This is a genomic window from Pantoea stewartii subsp. stewartii (assembly GCF_008801695.1).
GTDB lineage: Bacteria > Pseudomonadota > Gammaproteobacteria > Enterobacterales > Enterobacteriaceae > Pantoea > Pantoea stewartii.
In genome coordinates this window covers 1-20,652 of record NZ_VZPF01000084.1, presented here as the reverse complement: position 1 = coordinate 20,652, position 20,652 = coordinate 1, and the positions used below count along the sequence as shown (strand labels likewise).

The window sequence follows — 20,652 nt, the reverse complement described above, 5'->3', positions numbered from 1 at the left end:
TGGTTGCGTTACGTCATCGGTCATATACAGGACTGGCCGGTGAACCGGGTCCGCGATCTGCTGCCATGGAAGGTCGAGCTTCCCTCTGCCTGAACGTCAATACGGTCTGAATGCGACGCTTACGAACGGACCGGAGGGTGACGACATTCACTCAAGAAATAGCAGAAAAAATGAGGCGCGTTATGTTGCTGCAGAACGGCTATGGGACACTCCGCAATCCAGCCTGAAAACCCACCAGGCGCTGCTGAGCAGGGTTAACGCGGAAAAGCTCTCAGATTTGCGGGTGTTGGATGGCGACGTCGAGAGTTTGGGCGCTTACGCGCCCTTTTTTTATCACTCAGTGGATGCTACACCGTACTGCTTAAACCAGGCTAACATACGTGCCCAGCCGTCTTTTGCCGATTCGGCATGGTAGCTCGGACGATAGTCGGCGTTAAAAGCATGCCCGGCATCGGGATACACAATGATCTCTGCCTTTGCGTTTGCAGCATGTAAGGCCTGGCGCATCTGCTCCACGCTTTCCAGCGGAATGCCGTCATCCTGACCACCATACAAACCCAGCACAGGCGCGTTCAGATCCACAGCAATATCGATAGGATGTTTTTGCTGCTTCATGGTTTTTTCCCCTACCAGGCGACCATACCAGGCCACGGCAGCGCGAAGTTGCGGGTTGTGTGCCGCATAGAGCCAACTGATGCGTCCGCCCCAACAGAAACCGGTAATTCCCATCCGCCGGATATCGCCACCGTTGCGGGCCGCCCAGTTAGCGGCATGATCGAGATCCGCCAGTACCTGGCTGTCAGGCACCTTGCTGACCAGTTCTTTAAACAGCGTAGGAATATCGTTGTAGTCGTTGGGGTCGCCTTCGCGGAAGTAAAGCTCTGGCGCGACAGCCAGATAGCCTTCCAGCGCCAGACGACGACAAATGTCGCGAATGTGTTCATGAACGCCGAAAATTTCCTGCACGACCAGCACAACAGGCAACGGCCCGTCTGCTGACTGCGGTTTCGCGTAAAAAGCCGGAAGATTTTCACCCTGACTCGGAATAGACGTCTCACCGGCGTGGATGGCCGGGCTGTCGGTAATAATGGTGGTCGAAGCCGTGGGCTGAACTGCCGGAGCAAACGCGCCTGCGGCTGATTTTTGTGTCATATTATCGTCGGTTTTCATCGTTATCTCCGTGCAAGCGTATGCGCAATCACGTAACTATAGCCTGGGTATTTATTACTGGTTCCGGGCAATGCGTAACAGAGCTTATAACCTTTAAAATACACTTCTCTTTAACATTCTCATGCTGCCTTCCACATCACCATATGTAGCATTACGGAAGGTCTGAGATAAATGTGTGATATTAATCACTAAAGATTTCATCGAAAATGTAAATTTCATTTTCTTGAGTGAAACCAGTCACACATTTAACCCGTCGGGTAACGTAAAGTGGCGTACTGTTTTTCCTTAACCCGGAGTCTGATATGACACAGTCTGACGTTTTCCATCTTGGCCTGACGAAAGCCGACCTGCAGGGGGCGACACTGGCCATTGTTCCTGGCGATCCGGAACGTGTAAAAAAAATTGCCGGACTGATGGACGATCCCCGGCACCTGGCTTCCCATCGTGAGTTCACCAGCTGGCTGGCTAAGCTTGACGGTAAACCCGTCGTGGTCTGTTCTACCGGGATTGGCGGACCTTCCACCTCCATTGCCGTCGAGGAGCTTGCTCAGCTTGGCGTGCGCACTTTCCTGCGTGTAGGGACAACGGGCGCCATCCAGCCGCATATCAATGTCGGCGACGTTCTGGTCACGACGGCGTCTGTACGCCTGGACGGTGCCAGCCTGCACTTCGCACCAATGGAATTTCCGGCCGTCGCCGATTTCACCTGCACAACGGCCTTAGTGGCTGCGGCAGAAGCCTGCGGTGCCAAAACCCATATCGGGATTACCGCCTCATCTGATACCTTCTACCCCGGCCAGGAGCGCTACGACACCTTCTCGGGCCGCGTCGTGAACCGTTTTCAGGGCTCTATGCAGGAGTGGCAGCAGATGGGCGTCCTGAACTATGAGATGGAATCGGCGACGCTGTTAACCATGTGCGCCAGTCAGGGCCTGCGCGCAGGCATGGTGGCGGGCGTGATTGTTAACCGCACGCAAAAAGAGATTCCCGATGCAGTGACGATGAAGCAGACCGAAAGCGATGCCGTCAAAATAGTAGTTGAAGCGGCCCGTCGATTACTCTAGCCCTTCGTTTGACAGACAGGCCGGCTGTCCGGCCTGTCATGGCCTTGTCTTTACGTCTCGTCTTTCCCCCCCTCAGTAAATATATCTGGACATTCATACAGTGCGAATTTACCTTTTTCCTCAATAGCCTGACCAGCGGGGAGAATATGGATCAGCACATCATTATCAGCATCTGCCTTGGGCTCGCCGGCCTGGGTGTTGGCTGGATACTGGCGCAAATGCGTGTCAGTCATCAGTTAGCCAGCTTTTCCACAGAGCGCCGTCTGCTTAACGAAGCACAACAACGTCAGCAACAGCACATCGAGCAGCTCCAGCAGCAGCTGCAACAGCGCGAACAGGAGTTGAGACAGCTTCATGGATCATTAAGCGGAGCCAATGAGCGCCTGCAACAGCTGGATTACTGGCGTAATGAGAGCGAGCAACTGACACGAGAGCTGCGCAATCAGCTGGAGGTGAACAGCGCGCAGGAAGCCGAGCTGCGTGAAGTGACCATCCGTCTTGAGGAAACCCGTTTTGCAGCGGAAGAGAAGCAGCGCCTGTTGACCAACAGCGAGCAGCGGCTTAGCGCGCAGTTTGAAAACCTGGCTAACCGAATTTTTGAAAACAGCGGTCGCCGCGTTGATGAGCAAAACCGTCAAAGTCTGAACAGCCTGATTGGGCCGTTGCGTGAACAGCTCGATGGCTTTCGGCGTCAGGTTAATGAGAGCTTTGGCGCGGAAGCGCGTGAACGCCATACACTGACCCACGAGATTCGTCAGCTACAGCAACTGAACGCGCAGATGGCCCAGGAAGCGCTCAACCTGACCAAAGCGCTCAAAGGCGACAACAAAATCCAGGGCAACTGGGGCGAGGTGGTGCTGAGCCGGGTACTGGAAGCGTCAGGATTGCGTGAAGGCTATGAATACGATATCCAGGTCAGCATGCAGAACGAGCAGCAAAGCCGCATGCAGCCCGATGTCATCGTCCGGCTTCCCCAGGGGAAAGATGTGGTGATCGACGCCAAAATGACGCTGGTTGCCTACGAGCGGTATTTCAACGCGGATGACGACATTGAACGTGAACAGGCCATTCAGGCGCATATCAGTGCCGTACGCGGCCATATCCGTTTGCTGGGCCGTAAAGATTATCAACAATTGCCCGGTTTACGCTCACTGGATTATGTGTTGATGTTTATCCCGGTTGAACCGGCGTTTTTACTGGCAATCGATCGGCAGCCAGAATTGATCGGCGAAGCGCTCCAGCAAAATATCATGCTGGTCAGTCCGACCACGCTGCTGGTTGCACTGCGTACCATCAACAATCTCTGGCGCTACGAGCATCAAAGCCGCAATGCGCAGCGGATTGCCGAGCGCGCAGCCAGACTTTACGACAAAATGCGCCTGTTTGTTGATGATATGAGCGGTATTGGTCACAGCCTTGATAAGGCCCAAAACAGCTATCGTGAAGCGATGAAGAAGCTGGCAGAAGGGCGGGGGAATTTGATCGCACAAACGGAAGGCTTCCGTGACTTAGGTGTAGAGGTTAAACGCGCTATCAATCCCCATCTGGTCGAACGCGCGATGCCCGAAAATGAGCAAGACAGTATGCCCGGTAACGACCAAAATGCAGACGAAAGTTGTGAGCGGGTTCGGCACCTCCACGAATAAGCAGGTCGCCAACGTGCCTGACCTCCGTGACTCTGATACACTTCCATAAGTATTGTTTGTGGAGCAGGTAAAACCGATGGCAGATGAATCACAGCAGGAAACTACCCATTTTGGCTTTCAGACCGTCGCCAAGAGCGAGAAAGCCGACAAAGTCGCGGACGTGTTTCATTCCGTAGCGGCGAAATATGACCTGATGAACGACTTAATGTCGTTTGGCGTCCATCGCGTCTGGAAGCGTTTTACCATCGACAGCAGCGGTATGCGTCGCGGTCAGCGTGTCCTGGATCTGGCCGGCGGAACCGGTGATTTAACCGCAAAATTTTCACGGCTGGTGGGCGAGACCGGGCAGGTTGTTCTGGCTGACATTAACAGCTCTATGCTGAAAATGGGCCGGGAGAAGCTACGAAACCTCGGTATCGTTGGCAATGTCAGTTATGTTCAGGCCAACGCCGAAGCGCTGCCGTTTCCTGACAACTACTTCGACTGCATTACGATTTCTTTTGGCCTGCGTAACGTTACGGAAAAAGAGAAGGCGCTGGCGTCGATGTTCCGCGTGCTGAAACCGGGTGGACGCTTGCTGGTGCTGGAGTTCTCGAAACCTGTTATTGAGCCGCTGAGCAAAGCCTACGATGCCTACTCGTTCCATATTCTGCCGCGCATCGGCCAACTGGTTGCTCAGGATGCAGAAAGTTATCGCTATCTGGCCGAGTCCATCCGCATGCATCCCGACCAGGAAACCCTGAAAGCGATGATGAACGATGTGGGATTTGAAAACACCACCTATTCAAATATGACGGGCGGCATCGTGGCACTTCATCGTGGGTTTAAATTTTAACCATTATGGCCATGACCTTAACCCCCGTCATCACTGCCGGTATTGAAACGGCGCTAAACCGAATTCTCTACCGCGATCGTGGTCTGAAAAGCGCACGTCAGCGTTTAGCAGGCAAGGTACTGATGTTGCGTTTGAGTGAGCTATCCTGGCCGCTGGTGCTGGTGTTCAGTGAGCAACAGCTGGATGTCCTTAGTGACTGGCAGGACAGCAGCGACTGCACGGTCATTACGCAGCTTAAGTCGCTGCCGAAGCTACGTGATCGCCAGCAACTGACGACGCTGATTCGCAGCGGTGAGTTACAGGTCGAAGGGGATTTGCAGGTGGTGCAGCAATTCTCTGCGTTGATGGATCTGGCTGAGCTGGATCCTGCCGAATACCTGGCCCCCTGGATCGGTGATATCGCCGCGCAAGGGATCAGCCAGGGTGCGCAGCGCGCATTTCGCTTGTTTAAAGCGGAAACGCAGCGACGTCAGGATTATCTCGGTCAGGCGTTGACGGAAGAGTGGCGCGTTGCGCCAGGTGCGCTGGAATTTGCCTGGTTCGCTGAAGAAGTTAGCGCGATGGAACGTTCGCTTGATGCGCTTAATGCGCGTCTGGCACAGCTGGAGGCGAAATGAGTTTTGGAGAGATCCGCCGGTTATATTTCATTATCAAGGTGTTTCTGACATACGGACTTGATGAACTGATTCCCCAAATGCGTATTACTCTGCCGCTTCGGCTGTGGCGGCGGTGCGTGTTTTGGATTCCTAACCAGCACAAACACGAACAGATGGGCATTCGGCTGCGTCTGGCGATGGAACAGCTGGGCCCCGTCTGGATCAAGTTTGGTCAGATGCTGTCCACGCGGCGTGACCTGTTTCCCCCGCAGATCGCCGATGAACTGGCTATTTTGCAGGACCGGGTTGCGCCCTTCGACGGCGTGAAAGCCAAAGCACAAATCGAAGCCTCCATGGGGGCACCGATTGAGTCCTGGTTTGATGACTTCGATATCACCCCACTGGCTTCTGCCTCTATTGCGCAGGTTCACACGGCAACACTGAAATCCAACGGCAAAAAGGTTGTCATTAAGGTTATCCGCCCGGATATTCTGCCGGTGATCAAAGCCGATATGAAGCTGATCTACCGCATCGCCCGTTGGGTACCGCGCCTGCTGCCGGATGGTCGCCGTCTGCGTCCGGTTGAGGTGGTGCGCGATTATGAAAAAACGCTGATCGACGAATTAAACCTGCTGCGCGAAGCGGCCAATGCCATCCAGCTGCGGCGTAACTTCGAAAACAGCCGCATGCTGTATGTTCCCGAGGTTTACTCCGACTACTGCAGCGAAACCATGATGGTGATGGAACGCATCTACGGTATTCCTATCTCCGATGTGGCGACGCTGGAGCAGCATGGCGTTAACATGAAATTGTTAGCCGAACGCGGCGTACAGGTGTTCTTCACACAGGTTTTCCGCGACAGCTTCTTCCATGCAGACATGCACCCTGGCAATATCTTTGTCAGCTATGAGCATCCAGAAGACCCGCAATATATCGGCATCGACTGCGGGATTGTCGGCTCGTTGAACAAGGAAGATAAGCGCTATCTGGCCGAAAACTTTATCGCCTTCTTTAACCGGGATTACCGCAAAGTGGCAGAGCTGCATGTTGACTCTGGCTGGGTACCGGCAGATACCAACGTGGAAGACTTCGAGTTTGCCATTCGTACGGTGTGCGAACCCATCTTTGAAAAACCGCTGGCTGAAATTTCATTTGGTCATGTGCTGCTAAACCTGTTTAACACGGCGCGACGTTTCAATATGGAAGTGCAGCCACAGTTGGTGCTGTTGCAAAAAACGTTGCTCTATATCGAAGGGATTGGCCGGCAGCTCTATCCGCAACTGGACTTATGGAAAACGGCGAAACCGTTCCTTGAAGACTGGATTAAAGATCAGATTGGTATTCCGGCGATCATTCGCGCAGTGAAAGAAAAAGCGCCCTACTGGGCAGAGAAACTGCCCGAGCTGCCCGAGTTGTTCTATGACAGCATGCAGCAGCATAAGCAGTTACGTCTTAGCGTCGATAAACTCGTGAACGATTTGAGTGTCCAACGTACACGTCAGCATCAGGCGCGTTTCCTGTTTGGCGTCGGTGCCACGCTGCTGATTAGCGGTACAGCGGTACTCCTCAGCAGGCCTGAGTGGGACCTGTTTCCGGCGGCATTAATGGCGGCAGGTTTTGTCAGTTGGTTAATCGGCTGGCGCAAGACAAACTGATTGTCACTCGCGGCTGAAACGCGGTAATGTCGCTGACTGAGACCCGAATTAACAAGGGTTTAGGTTGTGCTTCATTCCGCAGTTTTTAACAAAAAAATCGAGGCTATCTCATGGGCGGTATCAGTATTTGGCAGTTATTAATTATTGCCGTGATTGTGGTGCTTTTGTTCGGTACCAATAAGTTACGTAATCTGGGGTCGGATTTGGGTTCGTCTATCCGTGGTTTCAAGAAAGCCATGAGTGATGAAGACGACAAAAAAGATCAGCCAAAAGAGCAGGACGCGGATTTCCATGCGAAAACGCTGGCGGACAAACAGCCAATGTCTGCTCAGAAAGACGACATTAAGAACGACAAGCAGGTGTAAACCGTGTTCGATATTGGTTTTGGTGAGTTGCTATTAGTCTTCGTGATCGGGCTGATTGTCCTGGGTCCGCAACGTTTGCCGCATGCGGTTAAAACGGTTGTCGGATGGATTCGGGCGGTCCGTTCACTGGCGGCCAATGTTCAGAGTGAGCTGGCGCAAGAGCTGAAACTGCAGGAACTGCAGGACAGCCTGAAAAAGGTGGAGGAAGCCAGCCACGGCACATTGTCGCCTGAGCTGAAAGAATCCATGGAAGCGTTGCGTAAAACCGCGGATTCAATGAAACGCTCGGTTCAACAGAGCATTGATATCGAAAGAGAAGAAGACGAAGCAAACACCATCCATTCCCCGTTACACCAGACGGGGAGTGACTCGCCGAAACCGGTGACGCCTGTGGCCAGTGAGCAGCAGGCACAGTCACTCGCACACGCACCTGTTGAACCCCATGTCGAGGCTGCGGTTGCACCGGCACAGGACAGCAACACGGCGACCACGCCGGTCCCGCCGCGGCCTGCGTCCGGCTATGCCAGTGCTCCGCCGCAATCGCCGGGTCGGACAGACGCACCGCCTGCGGAAAAACCGGGCAACGCCGCGCCGTCGCTCAACCCAGCTTCTCCTCCTTCTGCAAGTGATGAACGATAATGGCCGTTGAAGATACCCAACCACTTATCAGCCATCTGATTGAGCTGCGTAAACGTCTGCTGAACTGCATAATTGCTGTGTTAGTTATTTTTCTGGCACTGATCTACTTTGCTAATGACATCTACCATGCCGTGGCGTCGCCACTGATCAATCAGATGCCAGCGGGTGCCAGCATGATCGCGACGGATGTCGCCTCACCTTTCTTCACGCCGATAAAGCTGACGATGATCGTGTCGGTGTTCCTTGCCGTGCCGGTTATTCTTTATCAGGTCTGGGCGTTTATTGCGCCAGCGCTTTATCGCCACGAACGTAAGCTGGTCATGCCGCTGCTGTTTTCCAGTACGCTACTGTTTTATGTTGGCGTGGCCTTTGCCTATTTCATTGTTTTTCCGCTAGCTTTCGGCTTTTTTGCGAAAACCGCGCCGCAGGGCGTCACTATCGCGACAGATATCACCAACTATCTCGATTTTGTCATGACCTTGTTTATGGCGTTTGGTGTGGCATTTGAAGTGCCGGTAGCCATAGTGCTGCTGTGCTGGACCGGTATTACCAGCCCTGAGGATTTAAAAAAGAAGCGTCCTTACATCCTGGTCGGCGCGTTTGTTGTCGGGATGCTGCTCACACCACCGGACGTTTTTTCTCAAACTTTGCTCGCTATTCCGATGTACTGCCTGTTTGAAGTCGGCGTATTCTTTTCACGGTACTATGTGGGAAAAGGCCGTCAGACAGAGGATGAGGAACAGAACACCGAATCCTGATGTCGTATTCAGTACACCCGCAGAAGCGGGAGACACAAGCCAAAAACCGCCGTCAGGCGGTTTTTTGTTTAGGATGTTTTTGACAGAGAGTAAAAATATGTTTGATATCGGTGTAAACCTGACCAGCACGCAGTTCGCCTCCGATCGGAAAAAGGTGATTACGCGCGCCCGTGACGCGGGCGTCACCGGCATGTTGATTACCGGTACCAATGCGCTGGAAAGTCAGCAGGCGCAGCGGCTGGCCGAGGCTCATCCGGGTTACTGCTGGTCCACCGCGGGCGTGCATCCCCATCATGCCAGTGAGTGGTCACAAGAGGTCGCGAATACGCTGCGCCGGCTAGCGGAAAAAGCCCAGGTTGTGGCGATAGGTGAATGCGGGCTGGATTTCAATCGTAACCTGTCCGCACATCAGCAGCAGGAATATGCGTTTGACGCGCAACTGGCATTAGCTGCGGAACTGAATATGCCCGTGTTTCTTCACTGTCGGGAAGCGCATGAACGCTTTGCTGCGGTACTTGAACCCTGGTTGCCCAAATTACCCGCCGCCGTGATTCACTGTTTTACCGGTACGCGGGAAGAATTAGCGGCCTGCCTGGAAATGGGCTTATCGGTAGGCATTACCGGTTGGGTATGCGATGAACGCCGGGGAATTGCCCTGCGTGAGATGTTGCCGTTGATTCCCGCCGAACGGTTGCTACTGGAAACGGATGCGCCCTATCTGTTACCGCGGGATATGCGCCCACGGCCAACTTCCCGGCGCAATGAACCCTGTTTTTTACCGCATATCCTGCAGCAGGTCGCGAACTGGCGAGGCGAGGAACCAGAGGCGCTGGCAGCCCAGGTGGATCATAATGCGCGCACGCTGTTCGGGCTGCGTTAGGCTTTACGGAATTGTCGGTTATCCACGCTCCGGACAACCTGTTTGTTTAGCAGATTCAGCAACAGGATGGAGCGTGCTTCGCCATCGGGCTCTGAGAAGATAGCCCGCAGACCTTCAAACGTCCCTTCGGTGATGATGACTTCATCGCCGTTTTGCGGCGTTTCAGGATCGATCAGCGTTTGTGGCACATCAGTCTGCAGTGCATCAATAACGACAGCAGGTACGGTGGCCGGCGTCGCGCCAAAGCGCACGAAATGGCTGACGCCACGTGTACTGCTGATGGTTGTGGTGTGAATGGCTTCGGGGTCAAACTCAATGAACAGGTAGTTTGGGAACAGCGGTTCACTTACGGTAGTTCGCTTGCCACGCACAATTTTCTCAAGCGCGATCATGGGGCTCAGGCAATTTACGGCTTGCCGCTCAAGATGCTCTTTCGCACGCAATAGCTGCCCACGTTTGCAATAGAGTAAGTACCAGGATTCCATAACTGCTCCCAATGAATGGACGCTAAGAATAGCAAACCTCCACTCAGAGTTATAGCGCATTGGGGTCTGTTACGCGGCGTTGCCTGGAAAATAAACTAAGATTGTTCTGAATGACGAATGCCATCGCATAAAATGAAAAAATAGCCATTATGCGGTAAGGTTCAGCACGAAAACTAAGCGACATTATTCGTCTGATGGTTGCCCGTGACGGGCAAGATAAGCCATGCGGTGCATAAAGCTCCACACATTCATGTAATCAGCCCTATAATGGCAAATTCACTCTGGCCGGAAAGTTGAAGCCGCATGAAATATCAGGATTTAAGAGACTTTATTGCGCTGCTTGAACAGCGTGGTGAACTCAAGCGTATCTCGCACGTGATCGACCCCGAACTGGAAATGACCGAAATTGCCGATCGCACCCTGCGTGCAGGCGGTCCGGCATTGCTGTTTGAGAACCCAAAAGGTTACGACATGCCTGTACTGTGTAACCTGTTCGGTACGCCAAAACGCGTGGCCATGGGCATGGGCCAGGAAGAGGTCAGTGCACTGCGTGAAGTGGGTGAGTTGCTGGCCTTTTTAAAAGAACCTGAGCCACCGAGAGGTTTCCGCGATCTGTTCAGTAAAATGCCGCAGTTTAAGCAAGTACTGAATATGCCGACCAAAAGGTTGCGCAATGCGCCCTGTCAGGAGGTGGTTTTCAGTGGTGATGAGGTCGACCTGACCCGAATCCCGGTCATGAAATGCTGGCCCGGCGACGCTGCCCCGCTGATTACATGGGGATTAACCGTAACGCGCGGCCCGCATAAAGAGCGACAAAATTTAGGCATCTATCGTCAGCAGGTGATTGGCAAAAATCGCCTGATCATGCGCTGGCTTTCTCATCGTGGTGGTGCCCTGGATTATCTTGAATGGTGCAAGGCACATCCTGGCGAACGTTTCCCGGTGTCCGTTGCACTGGGCGCCGATCCGGCGACCATTCTGGGTGCGGTCACGCCCGTCCCTGACACGTTGTCAGAGTATGCGTTTGCCGGTCTGCTGCGCGGCAACAAGACCGAAGTCGTCAAGTGCCTCTCAAACGATCTGGAAGTGCCTGCGAGCGCCGAAATTGTGCTGGAAGGCTATATCGAACCCGGTGACATGGCACCTGAAGGTCCCTATGGCGATCACACCGGTTACTATAATGAAGTCGACAGTTTCCCGGTGTTTACCGTTACGCACATCACGCAGCGTCATCAGGCGATCTACCATTCTACCTATACCGGAAGGCCACCGGATGAACCCGCCGTCCTGGGCGTGGCGCTGAATGAAGTGCTTGTACCGATTCTGATTAAACAGTTCCCGGAAATCGTCGATTTCTATTTGCCACCAGAAGGATGCTCTTACCGACTGGCGGTCGTGACGATTAAAAAACAGTACGCGGGACATGCCAAGCGCGTGATGTTTGGCGTCTGGTCATTTTTACGGCAGTTCATGTACACCAAATTTGTTATTGTGTGTGATGATGATGTTAATGCCCGCGACTGGAACGACGTCATCTGGGCAATCACGACGCGTATGGACCCGGCACGCGATACGGTATTGGTAGAAAACACGCCAATCGATTATCTTGATTTTGCGTCTCCGGTTTCCGGACTAGGGTCAAAGATGGGCCTCGACGCCACGAATAAATGGCCAGGTGAGACGCAACGAGAGTGGGGCACGCCGATTGTTAAAGATCCGGCCGTTACCGCACGTATCGACGCTATCTGGGATGACCTCGGTATTTTTGATCAACCATCACAGCGTTGATTGTGAGCAATAACCATAAAGACGACCCGACAGAGGGACCGCATGACAACGTTAAGCTGTAAAGTAACTTCAGTTGAGGCGATTACCGACACGGTGTATCGCGTTCGCCTGATTCCGGATGCAGATTTTAGTTTTCGCGCAGGGCAGTACCTGATGGTCGTAATGGATGAGCGTGACAAGCGCCCGTTTTCATTAGCCTCCACGCCAATGGAAACTGAAATCATTGAACTGCATATCGGTGCCTCAGAGCTGAATCTCTACGCCATGGCGGTGATGGATCGTATTCAGCAGGAAGGGCAAATTGTGGTGGACATCCCACATGGTGATGCCTGGTTGCGTGAAGAGAGTGACAAGCCGTTAATCCTGATCGCGGGTGGCACAGGCTTTTCCTATGTGCGTTCCATTTTACTCACTGCGCTTGCCGAACAACCCAACCGTGATATTGCGGTTTACTGGGGCGGGCGCGAACTGAAGCATTTGTATGATTTGGACGAGCTGGAAGCACTGGCGATTAAGCATCCGAATCTGAAAGTGATTCCGGTTGTCGAACAGCCTGAAGCAGGCTGGCCGGGCCGTTCTGGTACGGTGCTGACAGCCGTCATGCAGGACTTTGCGACCTTGAGTGAGCATGAGATTTATATTGCCGGTCGCTTCGAAATGGCGAAAATCGCCCGTGAACGCTTTTGTTCAGAACGAGGTGCCGTTGAAGCACAAATGTATGGCGATGCGTTTGCTTTTATCTGACGTGACAGCACAAGAAAAAACCCGCCCCTGACAGGCGGGTAAATCTCACACTATAACGTTCCAACGTATTAAACGCGTTCAATAACGGTAGCGATGCCCTGACCCAAACCAATACACATGGAGGCCAGGCCGAACTGCGCATCGCGACGTTCCATAATGTTCAGCAACGTCGTGCTGATGCGTGCGCCTGAGCAGCCTAACGGATGGCCCAACGCGATGGCGCCGCCATTGAGGTTGACCTTGTCATCGAGCCTGTCTGACAGGCCGAGATCGTTGATGCAGGGCAGAACCTGCGCGGCAAAAGCCTCGTTAAGTTCAAAAACATCAATGTCATTTACGCTCAGCCCGGCGCGCTTCAGTGCCAGCTTGCTGGCCGGGACCGGGCCGTATCCCATAATGGAAGGATCGCATCCCACTACTGCCATACTTTTAATGCGTGCACGGGGTTTCAGGCCCTGCTCTCGTGCGTGGCTTTCACTCATGATCAACATGCCCGCCGCCCCGTCTGATAACGCTGACGAACTGCCCGCAGTGACTGTTCCGTTCACCGGATCGAAGGCAGGCCGCAGTGCTGCCAGTCCTTCCAGGCTGGTATCTTCACGGATGACTTCGTCAACGTCATAGCGTTTCAGGACGCCATCGGCATCGTGACCATGCAGCGCAACAATTTCATTGGCAAAATCGCCACGCTGCGTGGCCTGCCAGGCACGCTGATGAGAGCGCAAAGCAAAAGCGTCCTGCTGCTCGCGGCTGATATGGTGCATGCGCGCCAGCATCTCTGCCGTTAGCCCCATCATCCCTGCGGCTTTCGCAACGGTACGGCCTAAACCCGGATGAAAATCGACGCCATGGTTCATGGGGACATGCCCCATATGTTCGACACCGCCAATTAAACAGGTCTGAGCATCGCCGACCATGATTGCGCGTGCGGCGTCATGTAAGGCCTGCATTGAAGAACCGCAAAGACGGTTAACCGTTGTCGCCGGAACGCGGTGCGGGATTTCAGCCAGCAGCGCGGCGTTGCGGGCAATGTTGAAGCCTTGCTCCAGCGTTTGCTGCACGCAACCCCAGATAATGTCGTCCAGCGTGGCGGCATTCACCCCCGGATTGCGGTTCAACAGAGCACGCATGACATGCGCGGACAGGTCCTCGGCGCGTACATGGCGAAATGCCCCACCTTTTGAACGGCCCATCGGCGTACGCACCGCGTCAATAATTACCACATTTTCCATTTTGATTACCTCAGGCGCTTCTGAACGCGGCTTCATCGATCGGTTTGACGGCGGGATACCAGCTTTCGTGTTGGCGCGCTTTCTCAAGCAGCAGGGCAGGGAGCGCATACAGCCCACCCAATGACGAATAACGTTTCGCCTGATCCACCACGTTGCCGTTACCCAAAGTGTCGAGATAACGGAAAGCGCCGCCACGGAAAGGCGGGAATCCCAGACCATAGACCAGCGCCATGTCTGCTTCAGCAGGTGAGGCGATAGTCTTCTCTTCCAGGCAGCGAACCACTTCATTCAACATCGGCAGCATCATGCGATTCAGAATCTTTTCATCGCTGAATATCCGTTTAGGCTGGCAGGCGGGTTCGAGTAAGGCATCGACCTCTGCATCGGACACTTTTTTCGGTTTCCCTTTTTTGTCTTCTTCCCAGCGCCAGAAACCCAGACCATTTTTCTGACCAAAACGCTTCGCCTCAAACAGAATATCGATCGCATCGCGATAGTCTTTTTTCATCCGTTCAGGAAAACCGTCCGCCATGACGCTTTGCGCATGATGCGCGGTATCAATGCCCACGACATCCAGCAGCCATGAAGGCCCCATCGGCCAGCCAAACTGTTTTTCCATTACCTTGTCGATCTGGCGGAAGTCCGCACCATCACGCAGCAGCATGCCGAAGGCAGCGAAGTAGGGGAACAAAACGCGGTTAACAAAGAAACCCGGACAGTCATTCACCACCACCGGGGTTTTACCCATTTTACTGGCCCAGGCGACAACTTTACCCAGCGTGGCCTCACTGGTTTTCTCTCCACGGATCACCTCTACCAGCGGCATACGTGGAACCGGGTTAAAGAAGTGCATGCCACAAAAATTTTCAGGACGCTGCAACGCCTGCGCCAGATGGCTGATGGGGATGGTTGAGGTGTTTGACGCCAGAATGGCATCAGCGCGCATATGGGTTTCGGTTTCAGCCAGAACGCTGGCCTTGATTTTCGGATTTTCGACGACGGCTTCTACCACGATGTCGGCCTGGTCGAAACCGGCATAATCGAGGGTAGGCTGAATAGTGGCAATGACGCTGGCCAGCTTGTTTCCGTCTATTTTACCGCGTTCCAGTTGCTTATTCAGAAGCTTACTGGCTTCATTCATGCCCAGCGTCAGCGCCTGCGGATTGATATCCTTCATTTTAACCGGCACGCCTTTCCATGCCGATTGATAGCTGATTCCACCGCCCATAATACCGGCGCCCAGCACGGCGGCCTGTCTGGGCGTGCCGCTTTCACTACTGCGTTTTTTGGCCAGACTTTTGATGTACTGATCGTTGAGAAAAATCCCGACGAGCGCGCGGGCCACATCTGACTGTGCCAGCGGAACAAACGCTGCGGTTTCCAGCTTTAGCGCATCATCGCGGCCCAGCGCTGCTGCCGCTTCAATGGTTTTAACGGCAGTGACTGGCGCAGGGTAGTGTTTCCCCGCCGTTTGCATCACCATGCCTTTGGCTATCGTAAAGCTCATCGCGGCTTCAACGGGGCTGAGTTTCAACGGAGCCAGTTTAGGGGCGCGACGGGCACGCCAGCTGCCGTCGTGGGCGGCCGCTTTTAGCATGGTTAACGCAGCATCACGCAGCTTATCGTTGCTGACAACCGCATCCACCAGACCCAGTTTCAGCGCTTCAACACCGTCAACATCTTTGCCTGCGGCAATGATTTCCATTGCACTGTCGGCACCTAACAGACGAGGAAGACGCACGCTGCCGCCAAAACCCGGCATGATGCCCAGCTTCGTTTCCGGTAACCCCAGGCGGGCCGTCGGTGTGGCAACGCGCAAATCCGTGGCCAGTACACATTCACAGCCACCGCCCAGCGCATAGCCCTCAATCGCCGAGATCGTGGGCACCGGCAAATCTTCCAGACGATTGAAGATACTGTTGGCGAAGGTCAGCCACTGGCTCAGTTTCTCTGTCGGCGCATCAAAGAGCGCCAGGAATTCAGTAATGTCCGCACCCACGATAAAGGCGGGTTTTGCTGATCGCAGAAGCACACCGCGCATGCCGGCATGTTTTTCCAGCACCGTTACCGCATCGCCAAGACTGGCCACGGTTTGCGTATCCAGCTTGTTAACGGAGCCGGGGGCATCAAATACCAGCTCGACAATACCATCGTCCAGCTGGTGAAGAGTGAGGTTAGCGCCTTGGTAGAGCATGTACGTCTCCTGAAACCGCGAAAGGTGATCTGGTCATACCAGATTATCGTGAGTTTGGGAGGGATGTTAATTTTTTGCAAACAGGTCTTTGTTTATTTGCTAACAAGATCACAGCCACGGGGAACCCGGCATCCGGATTTTGCCTGTGATAAACTGCGGCTTTTCCGGACACTGGAGAGGCGGCAATGGATTCACTTAAGAGCTTGTATCACGCGCATATTACGACCTTGCAACAACGTGCTCAGCAGGTATTGGCACGTCATAAACTGGACGCCATGCTGATCCATTCCGGCGAGCTACTCACCGTATTTCTGGACGACCACACGTATCCGTTTAAGGTCAACCCGCAGTTCAAGTCCTGGGTGCCGGTAACACAGGTACCTAACTGTTGGCTGTGGATCGATGGCGTGAACAAACCGAAATTGTGGTTCTATTCGCCGGTGGATTACTGGCACAACGTTGAACCGCTTCCGCACAGTTTCTGGACCGACGACATTGAGATTATCGGGCTGGCAAACGCGAATGCCATTGGCGATCTCCTGCCTGCTCAGCGCGAAAATGTTGCCTATATTGGCCCGGTCATCGAACGCGCTGCGCAGTTAGGCATTACGGCAGGCAACATCAATCCTAAAGCGGTGATCGATTTCCTGCATTATCACCGCAGTATTAAAACTGACTACGAACTGAGCTGTATGCGTCAGGCGCAGAAAATTGCCGTGGCAGGACATCGCGCTGCCAAAGAAGCGTTTGCGGCAGGTCTGAGTGAATTCGATATTAATCAGGCGTACCTGACCGCGACTGGTCATCGCGATACGGATGTCCCTTACGGCAACATTATTGCATTGAACGAACATGCTGCCGTGTTGCATTACACCAAACTGGATCATCAGCCACCGGCTAAGCGCTACAGTTTCCTGATTGATGCCGGGGCGGAATATCAGGGATATGCCGCTGACCTGACCCGCAGCTATGCCGCACAAAGCGGATCGCTGTATGCCAAAATGGTGGAGGCGATGAATGCGGAAGAGCTGGCCTTGATTGCGACGTTGAAAGCGGGCGTGCGCTACACCGATTACCATCTGCAAATGCATCAGCGCATTGCAAAATTGCTGGTGAAGTTTGATTTGGTCCACGGCATCAGTGAAGAGGCGTTGGTGGCCGAAGACCTGACCGGTCCGTTTATGCCACACGGTTTAGGTCATCCGCTGGGCCTGCAGGTTCATGATGTCGCCGGATTTATGCAGGATGAAAGCGGGACGCACCTGGCTGCGCCAGCGCAATATCCTTACCTGCGTTGCACCCGTGTCATCCAGTCGGGGATGGTGTTAACCATCGAGCCAGGCTTCTACATTATTGATTCACTGCTGGCACCGCTGCGCGCTGGCAAATTCAGTGCGCATTTTAACTGGCAGGCACTGGATGCGCTTAAGCCTTACGGCGGCATTCGCATTGAAGATAACGTGGTTATTCATGCTAATCGCGTTGAAAACATGACGCGCGACCTGCACCTCGCCTGATGGAGGCTTACGATATTCCTGCGCAAGCGCTAAGCGTGAGCGAGGAGACCATCAAAAAGAGCCGGTTTATTACGTTACTGGCGCACACGGACGGTGTCGAAGCCGCGCGGGCTTTTGTCCAGCAGGTAAAACAGGATCATCCGACGGCCCGGCATCATTGCTGGGCCTGGGTGGCGGGCGCGCCGGATGATTCGCAGCAGTTGGGGTTTTCCGATGACGGCGAACCTTCGGGAACGGCGGGGAAACCTATGCTGGCGCAGTTGATGGGGGCGGGCATAGGGGAAATCACCGCCGTCGTCGTGCGTTACTACGGCGGCATCATGCTGGGGACGGGCGGTCTGGTAAAGGCTTATGGCGGCGGTGTCCAGCAAGGGCTGAAACAGCTTGAGCGCCAGCGAAAAGTCCCGGTAAGGTTGTTCACGTTGCAGTGTGGCTACGCCCAGTTGAGCGACATTGAGCGTCTGGTGCAGCGCTACGACGGCAGCATTACTGAAAGTCATTATTGCGACCGTATCGCGATGACGCTGGCTTTGCCTTATGGACAAATTGAGGGATTTAAGCAAAATCTGTCAGACTTCAGCCGGGGTGCGTTAACGCTTCTTCCGCTTACATCATGATGTTCTTCTCTTTAACTAAAGGAACGGCTTAATGCATTTTCGCGCCATTACCCGCATTGTCGGTCTGCTGGTGATCCTCTTCTCGGTGACGATGATTGTACCCGGCCTCGTTGCGCTGATTTATCGGGATGGTGCCGGCCGCGCCTTCAGCCAGACGTTTATGATGGCTCTGGTGATTGGTTCATTATTGTGGTGGCCAAACCGTAAGAAGAAAACGGAGCTTAAGCCGCGCGAAGGGTTTCTGATCGTGGTGCTGTTCTGGACCGTGCTGGGCAGCGTCGGGGCCATGCCGTTTATCTTTGCCGAACAGCCGCATCTGTCGGTTACCGATGCCTTTTTTGAATCCTTTTCCGGGTTAACCACCACCGGTGCGACGACGCTGGTGGGGCTGGACTCTTTGCCTAAAGCGATTCTGCTCTATCGCCAGATGCTGCAGTGGCTTGGCGGTATGGGAATCATTGTGCTCGCGGTGGCGATTCTGCCGATTCTGGGCGTCGGTGGGATGCAGCTTTACCGTGCCGAAATGCCCGGTCCGTTGAAAGACAATAAGATGCGTCCGCGTATTGCCGAAACGGCCAAGACGCTATGGCTTATCTATGTATTACTGACGGTGGCCTGCGCACTGGCATTATGGTTTGCCGGAATGCCCGCCTTCGATGCCATTGGGCACAGCTTTTCGACGATTGCTATTGGGGGATTTTCAACCCACGATGCCAGTATCGGCTATTTCCAGAGCGGCACCATTAATACGATTGTGGCCGTGTTCCTGCTGATCTCCGGCTGTAACTACGGCCTGCACTTCTCTTTACTGAGTAACCGCAATCTTCGGGTGTACTTACGCGATCCCGAATTTCGTATGTTTATCGGTGTGCAACTGACGCTGGTACTGATCTGTACAGTGGTACTGTGGTTCCATAATGTTTATGACAGTGGCTGGCAAACGTTGAATCAGGCGTTTTTCCAGGTTGTCTCGATGGCGACGACAGCGGGATTCACCACAGACAGTATTGCGCGCTGGCCGCTGTTCCTGCCGGTTTTGCTGCTGTGCTCTGCGTTCATTGGCGGCTGTGCCGGTTCGACGGGCGGTGGCCTGAAAGTGATCCGCATCCTGCTGCTGTGTAAACAGGGGAATCGCGAACTCAAACGCCTTGTCCATCCCAATGCGGTTTACACCATTAAGCTGGGTAATCGCGCGTTGCCAGAACGCATCCTGGAAGCGGTCTGGGGATTCTTCTCTGCGTATGCGCTGGTCTTCCTGATCAGTATGCTGGCCATTATTGCCACCGGCGTGGATGATTTTTCTGCGTTTGCCGCGGTCGCCGCAACGTTAAACAACCTGGGGCCCGGTCTGGGTGTTGTAGCGGATAACTTCACCTCAATGAATGATGTGGCAAAGTGGATTTTAATTTCGACTATGCTGTTTGGTCGCCTTGAGGTATTCACGTTGCTGGTGTTATTCACGCCAACCTTCTGGCGAGAATAACTAATAAGGATGCAGATGATGAAAGCATTAATTCTCTTTTCGACCCGTGACGGTCAGACGCAAAAAATCGCTTCCGCTATGGCGGAGGCGATTAAGGGCGAGCAAGCGTGCGATGTGATGAATATTCAGGATGCAAACGCGATTGACTGGCAGCAATATGATCGGGTGCTGATTGGGGCTTCAATCCGTTATGGTCACTTTCAGCCCGCTGTAAACGAATTTGTTAAGCAGAACCTGGCCGCATTGCAGCAGCGCGTCAGCGGCTTCTTCTCCGTGAATCTTACGGCGCGTAAGCCAGAGAAGCGGACGCCGGAAACCAATGCCTATACCGTTAAGTTTTTAGCGCAGTCGCCCTGGAAGCCCGATTGCTGTGCGGTTTTTGCTGGTGCACTGTATTATCCCCGCTATCGTTGGTTTGATCGGGTCATGATTAAGTTGATTATGCGCATGACCGGCGGCGAAACGGATACGACGAAGGAAGTTGAGTATACGGACTGGGAGCAGGTGCGCGGTTTCGCCAGAGATTTTGCACAGTTACCAGGCAAATCGTACTGAAATAACGCGATCTGGCGAAATTTGAGACGAACAGTAATATTTTTGCAATTAACCCTTGTCAGGCCGCGCGAACTCCCTATAATGCGCCTCCATCGACACGGCACAACGGCTTACGGAATGCGGTGTTGAGAGGGGCAGGCAACTGAGCCGCCGGAGAAAAACTTCTGAAAAAGAGGTTGACTCTGAAGGAGGAAAGCGTAATATACGCCACCTCGCAACAGAGGGTTAACCCGCTGGTTGCACTGCTCTTTAACAATTTATCAGACAATCTGTGTGGGCACTCGCAGGATTGATATCCGCGTCTCCGGACGCAAAAAATATCAAGTCTTAAGAGTGAACACGTATTGAAATTCATTACGACGTTTTCCTTGAGCATCGCTGCACTGGTTGCAGCAAATCAAACTTTAAATTGAAGAGTTTGATCATGGC

19 protein-coding genes are annotated in these 20,652 nt (G+C 53.7%); 15 read left to right on the top strand and 4 right to left on the bottom strand.

The window, feature by feature from the left end:
• Positions 1-333: 333 nt before the first annotated feature.
• Positions 334-1,170: a dienelactone hydrolase family protein gene (locus F7Q90_RS20735; protein ID WP_006121469.1), complete on the bottom strand. Its 837-nt coding sequence runs from the start codon at positions 1,168-1,170 to the stop codon at positions 334-336.
• 302 nt (positions 1,171-1,472) lie between these two features.
• On the opposite strand from F7Q90_RS20735, the gene udp reads away from it, so the two are divergent.
• From udp to tatD, 9 genes are all read left to right on the top strand, one after another.
• A complete protein-coding gene (gene udp / locus F7Q90_RS20730; protein ID WP_006121470.1) occupies positions 1,473-2,234 on the top strand; it encodes a uridine phosphorylase in 762 nt (253 codons plus the stop codon).
• 146 nt (positions 2,235-2,380) lie between these two features.
• On the top strand, positions 2,381-3,880 hold the full coding sequence (rmuC, locus tag F7Q90_RS20725) for a DNA recombination protein RmuC (RefSeq protein ID WP_006121471.1): 1,500 nt from the start codon (positions 2,381-2,383) through the stop codon (positions 3,878-3,880).
• Between the two features lie 76 nt (positions 3,881-3,956).
• The gene (ubiE, locus tag F7Q90_RS20720; protein ID WP_006121472.1) at positions 3,957-4,715 is read left to right on the top strand and encodes a bifunctional demethylmenaquinone methyltransferase/2-methoxy-6-polyprenyl-1,4-benzoquinol methylase UbiE; all 759 of its coding nucleotides are present in this window, start codon (positions 3,957-3,959) and stop codon (positions 4,713-4,715) included.
• An 11-nt stretch (positions 4,716-4,726) separates the two neighbouring features.
• Complete coding sequence (gene ubiJ, locus F7Q90_RS20715) at positions 4,727-5,332, top strand: ubiquinone biosynthesis protein UbiJ (RefSeq protein ID WP_006121473.1); 606 nt, start codon at positions 4,727-4,729, stop codon at positions 5,330-5,332.
• Positions 5,329-6,966 carry a ubiquinone biosynthesis regulatory protein kinase UbiB gene (ubiB, locus tag F7Q90_RS20710; protein WP_006121474.1) on the top strand — a complete coding sequence of 546 codons (1,638 nt, stop codon included), beginning with the start codon at positions 5,329-5,331 and terminating at the stop codon, positions 6,964-6,966. The genes ubiJ and ubiB overlap by 4 nt, the downstream gene beginning before the upstream one ends.
• A 110-nt stretch (positions 6,967-7,076) precedes the next feature.
• Positions 7,077-7,331, top strand: coding sequence for a twin-arginine translocase TatA/TatE family subunit (gene tatA, locus F7Q90_RS20705; RefSeq protein ID WP_006121475.1), 255 nt, complete (start codon positions 7,077-7,079; stop codon positions 7,329-7,331).
• A gap of 3 nt (positions 7,332-7,334) precedes the next feature.
• Positions 7,335-7,970, top strand: a complete 636-nt coding sequence (tatB, locus tag F7Q90_RS20700) for a Sec-independent protein translocase protein TatB (protein ID WP_006121476.1) — start codon at positions 7,335-7,337, stop codon at positions 7,968-7,970.
• Entirely contained in the window at positions 7,970-8,728 is a 759-nt protein-coding gene (tatC, locus tag F7Q90_RS20695) for a Sec-independent protein translocase subunit TatC (RefSeq protein WP_006121477.1), read from the top strand. The genes tatB and tatC overlap by 1 nt, the downstream gene beginning before the upstream one ends.
• 97 nt (positions 8,729-8,825) lie before the next feature.
• Positions 8,826-9,608, top strand: a complete 783-nt coding sequence (gene tatD, locus F7Q90_RS20690) for a 3'-5' ssDNA/RNA exonuclease TatD (protein WP_006121478.1) — start codon at positions 8,826-8,828, stop codon at positions 9,606-9,608.
• Here the strand turns inward: tatD and rfaH are convergent.
• Positions 9,605-10,093 (bottom strand): transcription/translation regulatory transformer protein RfaH, encoded by a 489-nt coding sequence (gene rfaH, locus F7Q90_RS20685; RefSeq protein ID WP_006121479.1) that lies wholly within the window; start codon positions 10,091-10,093, stop codon positions 9,605-9,607. The genes tatD and rfaH overlap by 4 nt on opposite strands.
• 303 nt (positions 10,094-10,396) lie before the next feature.
• Between rfaH and ubiD the strand changes: the two genes are divergently transcribed.
• Both ubiD and fre read left to right on the top strand, forming a co-directional pair.
• Positions 10,397-11,881: a 4-hydroxy-3-polyprenylbenzoate decarboxylase gene (gene ubiD / locus F7Q90_RS20680; RefSeq protein WP_006121480.1), complete on the top strand. Its 1,485-nt coding sequence runs from the start codon at positions 10,397-10,399 to the stop codon at positions 11,879-11,881.
• Positions 11,882-11,923: 42 nt separating this feature from the next.
• Positions 11,924-12,625, top strand: coding sequence for an NAD(P)H-flavin reductase (fre, locus tag F7Q90_RS20675; RefSeq protein ID WP_006121481.1), 702 nt, complete (start codon positions 11,924-11,926; stop codon positions 12,623-12,625).
• Positions 12,626-12,693: 68 nt separating this feature from the next.
• On the opposite strand, the gene fadA is transcribed toward fre, so the two are convergent.
• Both fadA and fadB read right to left on the bottom strand, forming a co-directional pair.
• The gene (gene fadA / locus F7Q90_RS20670) at positions 12,694-13,857 is read right to left on the bottom strand and encodes an acetyl-CoA C-acyltransferase FadA (protein WP_006121482.1); all 1,164 of its coding nucleotides are present in this window, start codon (positions 13,855-13,857) and stop codon (positions 12,694-12,696) included.
• Between the two features lie 10 nt (positions 13,858-13,867).
• Positions 13,868-16,051, bottom strand: a complete 2,184-nt coding sequence (gene fadB, locus F7Q90_RS20665; protein ID WP_151161055.1) for a fatty acid oxidation complex subunit alpha FadB — start codon at positions 16,049-16,051, stop codon at positions 13,868-13,870.
• Positions 16,052-16,236: 185 nt separating this feature from the next.
• Here fadB and pepQ point away from each other — a divergent pair, with 185 nt between their 5' ends.
• From pepQ to hemG, 4 genes are read left to right on the top strand one after another with little or no spacing between them, the layout of a single operon-like run.
• On the top strand, positions 16,237-17,568 hold the full coding sequence (gene pepQ / locus F7Q90_RS20660; protein ID WP_006121484.1) for a Xaa-Pro dipeptidase: 1,332 nt from the start codon (positions 16,237-16,239) through the stop codon (positions 17,566-17,568).
• Positions 17,568-18,185, top strand: coding sequence for an IMPACT family protein (locus F7Q90_RS20655; RefSeq protein ID WP_006121485.1), 618 nt, complete (start codon positions 17,568-17,570; stop codon positions 18,183-18,185). Before pepQ ends, F7Q90_RS20655 begins: the two co-directional genes overlap by 1 nt.
• Before the next feature lie 31 nt (positions 18,186-18,216).
• The gene (gene trkH, locus F7Q90_RS20650) at positions 18,217-19,668 is read left to right on the top strand and encodes a Trk system potassium transporter TrkH (RefSeq protein ID WP_006121486.1); all 1,452 of its coding nucleotides are present in this window, start codon (positions 18,217-18,219) and stop codon (positions 19,666-19,668) included.
• An 18-nt stretch (positions 19,669-19,686) separates the two neighbouring features.
• Positions 19,687-20,223, top strand: a complete 537-nt coding sequence (gene hemG / locus F7Q90_RS20645) for a menaquinone-dependent protoporphyrinogen IX dehydrogenase (protein WP_006121487.1) — start codon at positions 19,687-19,689, stop codon at positions 20,221-20,223.
• Positions 20,224-20,652 lie beyond the last annotated feature (429 nt).

Bases quoted from the DNA above. Each gene is read 5' to 3' on its own strand.
- F7Q90_RS20735 (WP_006121469.1), bottom strand. From the start codon at position 1,170: ATGAAAACCGACGATAATATGACACAAAAATCAGCCGCAGGCGCGTTT.
- trkH (WP_006121486.1), top strand. From the start codon at position 18,217: ATGCATTTTCGCGCCATTACCCGCATTGTCGGTCTGCTGGTGATCCTC.
- F7Q90_RS20655 (WP_006121485.1), top strand. From the start codon at position 17,568: ATGGAGGCTTACGATATTCCTGCGCAAGCGCTAAGCGTGAGCGAGGAG.
- ubiB (WP_006121474.1), top strand. From the start codon at position 5,329: ATGAGTTTTGGAGAGATCCGCCGGTTATATTTCATTATCAAGGTGTTT.
- rmuC (WP_006121471.1), top strand. From the start codon at position 2,381: ATGGATCAGCACATCATTATCAGCATCTGCCTTGGGCTCGCCGGCCTG.
- ubiJ (WP_006121473.1), top strand. From the start codon at position 4,727: ATGACCTTAACCCCCGTCATCACTGCCGGTATTGAAACGGCGCTAAAC.
- hemG (WP_006121487.1), top strand. From the start codon at position 19,687: ATGAAAGCATTAATTCTCTTTTCGACCCGTGACGGTCAGACGCAAAAA.
- ubiE (WP_006121472.1), top strand. From the start codon at position 3,957: ATGGCAGATGAATCACAGCAGGAAACTACCCATTTTGGCTTTCAGACC.
- fadA (WP_006121482.1), bottom strand. From the start codon at position 13,857: ATGGAAAATGTGGTAATTATTGACGCGGTGCGTACGCCGATGGGCCGT.
- rfaH (WP_006121479.1), bottom strand. From the start codon at position 10,093: ATGGAATCCTGGTACTTACTCTATTGCAAACGTGGGCAGCTATTGCGT.
- tatD (WP_006121478.1), top strand. From the start codon at position 8,826: ATGTTTGATATCGGTGTAAACCTGACCAGCACGCAGTTCGCCTCCGAT.
- pepQ (WP_006121484.1), top strand. From the start codon at position 16,237: ATGGATTCACTTAAGAGCTTGTATCACGCGCATATTACGACCTTGCAA.
- fre (WP_006121481.1), top strand. From the start codon at position 11,924: ATGACAACGTTAAGCTGTAAAGTAACTTCAGTTGAGGCGATTACCGAC.
- tatA (WP_006121475.1), top strand. From the start codon at position 7,077: ATGGGCGGTATCAGTATTTGGCAGTTATTAATTATTGCCGTGATTGTG.
- udp (WP_006121470.1), top strand. From the start codon at position 1,473: ATGACACAGTCTGACGTTTTCCATCTTGGCCTGACGAAAGCCGACCTG.
- tatC (WP_006121477.1), top strand. From the start codon at position 7,970: ATGGCCGTTGAAGATACCCAACCACTTATCAGCCATCTGATTGAGCTG.
- ubiD (WP_006121480.1), top strand. From the start codon at position 10,397: ATGAAATATCAGGATTTAAGAGACTTTATTGCGCTGCTTGAACAGCGT.
- fadB (WP_151161055.1), bottom strand. From the start codon at position 16,051: ATGCTCTACCAAGGCGCTAACCTCACTCTTCACCAGCTGGACGATGGT.